The following is a 7,904-nucleotide window of genomic DNA, read 5'->3' on the forward strand; positions in this document are numbered from 1 at the left end:
ATTCGCCTCCGTTAGACCTTTTCCACGTTAACCAGGAACGCCTTGAACTCCGGCGTTTGCGAGTTAGCGTCGCCGACTGACGGCGTCAGCGTGTTGGCTAAATAGCCCTTACGCGTCGCGCCTTCAAAGCCCCAGTGGCACGGGATGCCAATGGTGTCGACGTGCTTACCGTCGATGGTCAGCGGCCTGATGCGTTTGGTCACCACGGCCTTCGCCACGATGAATCCGCGCTTCGAGGAGACTTTCACCTCATCGCCCTGCGCAATGCCTTTCGAGGCGGCCAGACCTTCGCCGATCTCGATAAACTGTTCAGGCTGCGCGATGGCATTCAGCAACGCGTGTTTGGTCCAGTGGCGGAACAATTCGGTGATCGAATAAGTGGTCGCCACATACGGGAAGTCTTTGGCAGTACCCATATTCGGCAAATCGCTGGCAAAAATACGTGCGACCGGATTGGAGATCACCGCCGGATGCAGCGGGTTGGTGCCAATCGGTGATTCAATCGGTTCGTAATGCTCAGGGAACGGGCCGTCGGCCATTTTGTCGGTGGCAAATAAACGCCCGACGCCTTCCTGTTGCATGATAAACGGCCCCACGCCGGTGCCCGGCGCCGCAGCGCTGTAATCCGGGACATCAAAGCCGGTCCACTTCGCGCCATCCCAGCGGATAATTTCGCGTTTTGGATCCCACGGTTTGCCCTGCGGGTCGACGGAGGCACGGTTATACAGAATGCGGCGGTTCAGCGGCCAGCACCACGCCCAGCCGGACGTACAGCCCAGACCGGAAGGATCGGCGTTATCGCGGCGCGCCATCTGGTTACCGGCTTCTGTCCAGCTACCGGCGTAAATCCAGCAGAAACTGGCGGTGCTGCCGTCGTTTTTCAGATGGGCAAAGGTCGAAATCTGCTGACCTTTTTTCGCCAGCAGATTGCCCTGATCGTCATGGATATCTGCGAGCGCTTTGCCGTTGGCTTCGCGGGCGATTTCTTCCGGCAGCGGGTCGAGCGGATCCTGATAATCCCACGCCATATTCATCACCGGCAGCGGATTGGCACCGCCTTCTTTCTGATACAGCTCGCGCAGTTTCATAAACAGGCGCGCGATAATTTTGCCGTCGTGCAGCGCTTCACCCGGTGGCTCAGACGCCTGGAAGTGCCATTGCAGCCAGCGGCCGGAGTTCACAATCGAACCGTTTTCTTCCGCAAAACAGGAAGACGGCAGGCGGAACACTTCGGTCTGAATATCGGCGGTCTGCACGTCGTTCATCGCACCGTGGTTTTGCCAGAAGTTCGAGGACTCAGTCACCAGCGGGTCGATTACCACCATGTATTTCAGTTTTGAGAGCGCGCGCGAGGATTTGTTTTTGTCCGGGAATGCCGCCAGCGGGTTGAAGCCCTGCACGATATAACCGTTCAGTTTGCCTTCAGTCATCAGCTCGGCTTGCTGCATCACGTCGTAGCTTTTGTCCCATTTCGGCAGCCAGTCAAAGCCCCAGTCGTTTTCCGCCGTGGCATGATCGCCCCAGAAACTTTTCATCATACTGACGAAGAAGTTCGGCGTGTTTTTCCAGAAATTGACCTGCCCGTCCACCAGCGGTGTCGGCGTGATCTGTTGCAGGTAATCGCTGAAATTCGTCTGTTTTTCCGAAGGCAAAGGCATGTAGCCCGGCAGATTCAGCGAGAGCAAACCGAGATCGGTGTAACCCTGAATATTGGAGTGACCGCGCAACGCATTCACGCCGCCGCCAGGCATGCCGATATTGCCCAGCAACAGCTGGATCATCGCCGCACAACGGATGATTTGCGCGCCGCCGGTGTGATGCGTCCAGCCCAGCGCATACAGAATGGTCGAGGTTTTATCGCGCGCGCAGGTTTCTGCCAGAATAGAGCTGATCAGCAGGAAATCTTCTTTCGAGGTGCCGCACAGACGCTCCACCAGTTCCGGCGTGTACCGGGAAACATGCTCTTTCAGCAGATTCCAGACACAGCGCGGGTCCTGCAAGGTTTTGTCCTGTTTCGCCAGACCGTTTTCATCCAGCTGATAGTGCCAGCTTTCTTTGTTGTAGGATTTTTTCGTCGCGTCGAAGCCGCTGAACAGACCATCGTTAAAGGCATAATCTTCCCGCACCAGCAGGCTGGCGTTGGTGTACTCCCTGACATATTCGGTCTGAATTTTATTATGCGTAATCAGGTAGTTGATCATGCCGAGCAGGAAAGCGGTGTCCGAACCGGCGCGGATTGGCGCATAGATATCGGCCACGGCGGCGCTGCGGTTGAAACGCGGATCGACGACGATAACTTTGGCGTTATTTTTGGTTTTCGCCTCAATCACCCATTTGAATCCGACCGGATGCGCTTCTGCCGCGTTTCCGCCCATAATCAAAATGACGTTGGCGTTTTTGATATCTACCCAGTTGTTGGTCATCGCACCGCGACCAAAGCTTGGCGCTAATGCCGCGACGGTCGGACCGTGACACAGACGTGCCTGACAGTCGATGGCGACCATGCCCAGCGCGCGGGTGAATTTCTGATCCAGCAGACCGGTTTCGTTACTGGCCGCGGACGAACATAACATGCCGGTGGTCAGCCAGCGGTTAACCGTGACGTTGTTTTCATTTTTCTCGACAAAGTTGGCGTCGCGGTCATCTTTCATCAGGCGGGCGATACGGGAAATCGCCTCATCCCAGCTTATACGCTGCCATTTATCGGCGCCGGGCGCGCGATATTCCGGATATCTCAGACGGCCTTCGCTGTGGATGTAATCCAGTACGCCTGCGCCTTTCGGGCACAACGAGCCACGACTGACCGGATGATCGGCGTCACCCTCTACGTGGAAGATATTTTCAGTAACGTTTTTCGCGCCGTCGCCCTGGCTGTAAATCAACATGCCGCAACCGACTGAGCAGTACGTGCAGTTGTTGCGGGTTTCACGCGAGCGAAGCAGTTTATATTGGCGGGTTTCCGCCAGCGCGATTGTCGGGGCAAACCCCAATAATGCTGCGGTAGTGCCGGCCATACCGCCCGCACATATTTTGAATAATTGTCTTCTGCTGACTTGCATGAAAGACTCCTTCCCATCATTTGTTAACACATTGCTTTCAAATTGCCGCTTTCCGTTGCAGATGCGGAAGCGGTAAAATTAAGACCTAAAGTCCTGACAGTTTGTACGGCTTATGTAGCCGGAATGTTTATAAGGTTATTGCCAATGGATGTCCATCAAGTAAAAGAACTGAGCGAAAAAGATGATAAAAAAAGTGACTCAGATCATCGGAGCCAGTCAAAAACCGGTGATGCAGCGCACACATCCTGGCGAACTGGAAGACGACTGGATTGCAGAAGAAGTGCCCGTTGCGTTGGTCTATAACGGGATTTCACATGTGGTAATGATGGCGTCGCCGAAAGATCTCGAAGCCTTTGCGCTGGGGTTTTCGCTGTCGGAAGGAATTATCGAATCGGCTACAGATATTTTCGGGCTGGACGTAACACCAAACTGTAACGGTATTGAAGTTAACATCGAATTATCGAGCCGCCGTTTTGCCGGGCTGAAAGAGCGTCGTCGTGCCATGGCGGGCCGAACCGGCTGCGGCGTGTGCGGCATCGAACAGTTAGGCGATTTGTTCCGCCCGCTCGCCCCGCTGCCGTTTACCCAAACGTTTGAGCTGGCGAATCTGGATAACGCGCTGAATCAGCTGAAATCCGTGCAGGAAATCGGTCAGCTGACCGGCTGTACGCATGCCGCCGCGTGGATAACCTCGCAGGGCGACTTACTGGGTGGCTGCGAGGACGTGGGACGTCACGTGGCGCTGGATAAAATGCTTGGCCTGCGTGAAAAACAAAGTGAATGGCAATCCGGTGCCGCGCTGGTGTCGAGCCGCGCCAGCTATGAAATGGTGCAGAAAGCCGCGATGTGCGGTGTCGAAATTCTGTTTGCCGTCTCCGCCGCCACCACGCTGGCGGTAGACGTCGCCGAAAAATGTAACCTGACGCTGGTCGGTTTCAGCAAACCGGGACGGGCAACGGTGTATACGCATCCGCAGCGGTTACGCTGACCCTCTAAGCTTCACGTGCCTTTAGACAATTTTGGATTGTTTGCGGTTATCTGGTTCTAAGCCCCGTATAACAGGCGCTTACGAGTACCCGTACAAAGGGTGGAGCATAGATAATCATTTTCAATATCATTTAATTAACTATAATGATCCGACTGATTACGCGGTGCTCACAATGACGGTGCCGCCCTACACTATGGAGACGATGAATATGAGTTATTCACTGCCATCACTGCCTTACGCATACGACGCACTCGAACCGCATTTCGACAAAGAAACGATGGAAATCCATCACTCTAAACACCACCAGGCTTACGTGAACAACGCGAACGCTGCACTGGAAAGCCTGCCAGAACTGGCAAAACTTCCTGTTGAAGAGCTGATCGCAAACCTGGACAAAGTGCCTGCGGACAAGAAAGTTGCACTGCGTAACAACGCAGGTGGCCACGCTAACCACAGCCTGTTCTGGAAAGGTCTGAAAACCGGTACCACCCTGCAGGGCGAACTGAAATCTGCTATCGAACGCGATTTCGGCAGCGTTGAAGCTTTCAAAGAAACTTTCGAGAAAGCAGCAACCACTCGTTTCGGTTCAGGCTGGGCATGGCTGGTTCTGAAAGACGGCAAACTGGCCGTTGTTTCTACCGCTAACCAGGACAGCCCGCTGATGGGCGAAGCTGTTTCAGGCGCATCCGGTTACCCGCTGCTGGGTCTGGACGTTTGGGAACACGCTTACTACCTGAAATATCAGAACAAACGCCCTGATTACATCAAAGCCTTCTGGGATGTTGTAAACTGGGACGAAGCAGCAAAACGTCTGGCTGAAGCGAAGTAATTTCGCTTTACCGCCCATAACGGGCACGATGTTTTCGCCAATGGCGGGTCACTGACCCGCCTTTTTTATGTCCGTTTTATGTACTCTTTATTGAGTAAAGACCTAAGCCTGATCACTGTTTTATTGCCAATTATTCATTTCCCCTCTGCCCTTATCCGATCCCGCTCGCATTAATCAAAAATACGCGCCGCTCCCTATAAAGTTTCTCTTAAGTCCACCGATAGGTTGTTCACAAAGGCGTCACAAAATCACTTATTAATTTTAAAGGGATGTTCGACGGAGAATGAACATGAGCAACGGAACAGGTCTTTCGCAGTGGATGAATAATCTCAAGGTCGGCACCAAACTGGGTCTGGGCTTCGGGCTGGTACTTCTGATCACCGCGGCCATCACCGTGGCAGGGATGATCAAATTTAACGACATCAGCCAGCGCGCTGAAAAAGTCGATTTCAGCAATCAGATGAATGCGCTGTTAAACGAAGCCCGTCTCAGCCGCACGCTGTATCAGCTCAATTATGACCCCGCTTATCTCAAACAAAACCAGGACAAAATCAGCGCACTTTCGCAGCTGATTGCCCAGTCGAAAGACAAACTGGAGTGGGATGCAGCGAGTCTGGCCGAACTCAATCAGGTGCCGGTTAAAATCCACGAATATCAGCAGGCTCAGGACGCCTTTAAGCTGGCCGTCGATAAGAAGGATGCCGTTCGCGCGAGCTGGAACCTCTCCGAAACTGAAGCCGTGGTGACGCGTTTACAGGATCAGTTGCGCGTGGAAGATGCCGATCCTTCCATCCGTCTTTCTCTGGCTGAGGTGATTCAGAAACTGATCAGCGTGCGTTATAACGTGCGCGGCCTGTTGCTGAGCATTAACAAAGAATCCGAAGCCAAGCTGTTGCAGTCGATTGATGACACACAAGCAAATGCCAAAAAGCTGAATGCGCTGCTGTTACCGAATCAGCAGGCCACTCTCGCCCCGCTGATGAGCGCGCTGGCGACGTATAAAAGCCACGTTGTGGCGTATATGCCCGCCTATGAAGAAGAGCAGAAAAACTCCCAGCTGCTGTCGGTAAAAGCCACAGAAATGAATGCGCTGGTGGCGAAAATCTTCAAAAACGAGCTGGAAAATACGCATCTGGATATCAGCCATGCGCAGATGATTATGATGGTGATTACACTGATTGTGATGCTGGCCGGCATCATCATTGCGTGGCGCATTACCCGCCAGATTGCCCAGCCGCTGCGCGATACACTGAAAACTGCCGAAGCTATTGCGCAGGGTGATCTGACCGCCGCACATCCGACAACACGTCGTGACGAGCTGGGGATGCTGATGAACGCAGTCGCCGCGATGAGCCAGAATCTCAGCACCATGATTTATGAAATCCGCTCCGGCGTTTCGCAGGTGTCCCACGCCGCAGCTGAAATCGCTGCGGGGAATACCGATCTCTCCTCACGCACCGAGCAGCAGGCGGCGGCCGTTGAAGAAACCGCTGCCAGCATGGAAGAGCTGAGTGCGACGGTGAAACAGAATGCCGATAACGCCCATCACGCCAGCAAACTGGCCAGTGAAGCCTCAGGCACGGCAACGCTTGGCGGCAAGCAAGTTGGCGAAGTGGTGGATACCATGCAGCAGATTTCCGGCAGCTCAAAACGCATTGCCGAAATTACCTCGGTCATTAACGGCATCGCTTTCCAGACCAACATTCTGGCACTGAACGCCGCGGTTGAAGCTGCGCGTGCCGGTGAGCAGGGACGCGGATTCTCCGTGGTGGCCTCTGAAGTCCGCACACTGGCGCAACGCAGCGCGCAGGCGGCAAAAGAGATTGAAGGGCTGATTGCAGAGTCGGTTGAACGCGTCAGTACCGGTGCCAGACTGGTGGAAAATACCGGGCGCACGATGCAGGACATCGTGAAATCCGTCTCGCATGTTCGCGATATTATGGGTGAAATTGCCTCGGCGTCTGACGAGCAAAGCCGGGGCATCGCGCAGATATCACAGGCGATTGTGGAGATGGACAGCACCACTCAGCAGAACGCCGCGCTGGTTGAGCAGTCGTCTGCTGCCGCTGATTCCCTTGAAGATCAGGCCGCAACGCTGACGCAGGCGGTTTCGGTATTCCGTCTCGCCGGGAACGACAATATGCTGAATGCTCCGGCGTCCGCCTCGCTTCGTCGCCCGACTCTCGCGCCGCCGGTACAAGGCAAAACCAGCCAGGAAAACTGGGAAACGTTCTGACCCCTCTTTACTGCGCGCAGTTCGCTGATTGCGCGCAGGTATTCCTTCTATTCCCGCTGCCCAATGCAGGTTATGCTGGTGTGAGTGACATTTCAGCAGCGGAGAGCTTATGCATTATCCCGACGTGTACATCGGTACCATCGAGCAATATCCCGATTTCTCACCCAGTGCGATTGCCAAACGTCAGGTTGATGGCGGCATCGCCTTAACGCCTTTCGGGCTAGAAGGCGATCAGCAGGCCGAAAAGTCATATCACGGTGGCGCTGACCGCGCGCTGTGCCATTTCCCCCGCGAGCATTACGCCTGGCTGCGCCAGCAGTTTCCCGAAGAAGAAGATCGTTTCCATCCGCCAGCTTTTGGCGAAAACCTTTCCACGCTCGGCATGACCGAAGATAACGTATTTATCGGCGATATTTTCCGCTGGGGCGAAACGCTGATTCAGGTCACGCAGCCTCGCGCGCCCTGCTACAAGCTGAACCATTTTCTCGACTGCCAGAATCTGTCGCCACTGTTGCAGCAAAGCGGCCGCTGCGGCTGGTTATATCGCGTCGTGGGCACAGGAAAAACCAGTGGCGACCGTCCGCTGGAATTGCTGACGCGCAACAGTGAAGTCTCCGTCGCCGAAGCTATTTCTATCGCGTTTCATATGCCGTTCGATGAAGAACAGTACCGGCGGCTGATGTCTGCGGCGGGGATTTCAGCAAGCTGGAGTAAAACCATGCAAATGCGTCTGGTGAATCGCAAGATTGAGGATTTTGGGCGGAGATTGTTTGGGAAGTAATGTTAACGCCC

General features: G+C 54.4%; 5 protein-coding genes. 4 read left to right on the top strand and 1 reads right to left on the bottom strand.

Annotated elements, in window-relative coordinates; all coding sequences use genetic code 11:
* Positions 1-11: 11 nt before the first annotated feature.
* Complete coding sequence (fdnG, locus tag UC15_RS24110; protein ID WP_112291574.1) at positions 12-3,059, bottom strand: formate dehydrogenase-N subunit alpha; 3,048 nt, start codon at positions 3,057-3,059, stop codon at positions 12-14.
* A 229-nt stretch (positions 3,060-3,288) separates the two neighbouring features.
* Between fdnG and fdhD the strand changes: the two genes are divergently transcribed.
* The 4 genes from fdhD (at position 3,289) to yiiM (ending at position 7,893) form a co-directional block, all read left to right on the top strand.
* The gene (gene fdhD, locus UC15_RS24115; RefSeq protein WP_369964666.1) at positions 3,289-4,047 is read left to right on the top strand and encodes a formate dehydrogenase accessory sulfurtransferase FdhD; all 759 of its coding nucleotides are present in this window, start codon (positions 3,289-3,291) and stop codon (positions 4,045-4,047) included.
* Between the two features lie 208 nt (positions 4,048-4,255).
* Positions 4,256-4,876 (top strand): superoxide dismutase [Mn], encoded by a 621-nt coding sequence (sodA, locus tag UC15_RS24120; RefSeq protein WP_112291577.1) that lies wholly within the window; start codon positions 4,256-4,258, stop codon positions 4,874-4,876.
* A gap of 289 nt (positions 4,877-5,165) precedes the next feature.
* A complete protein-coding gene (locus UC15_RS24125; protein ID WP_112291579.1) occupies positions 5,166-7,112 on the top strand; it encodes a methyl-accepting chemotaxis protein in 1,947 nt (648 codons plus the stop codon).
* Between the two features lie 109 nt (positions 7,113-7,221).
* Positions 7,222-7,893, top strand: a complete 672-nt coding sequence (gene yiiM, locus UC15_RS24130; RefSeq protein ID WP_112291581.1) for a 6-hydroxyaminopurine reductase — start codon at positions 7,222-7,224, stop codon at positions 7,891-7,893.
* Positions 7,894-7,904: the final 11 nt, after the last annotated feature.

The organism is Rahnella sp. AN3-3W3 (genome assembly GCF_003263545.1).
In the GTDB taxonomy this organism is placed as follows: Bacteria; Pseudomonadota; Gammaproteobacteria; order Enterobacterales; family Enterobacteriaceae; genus Rahnella; species Rahnella variigena.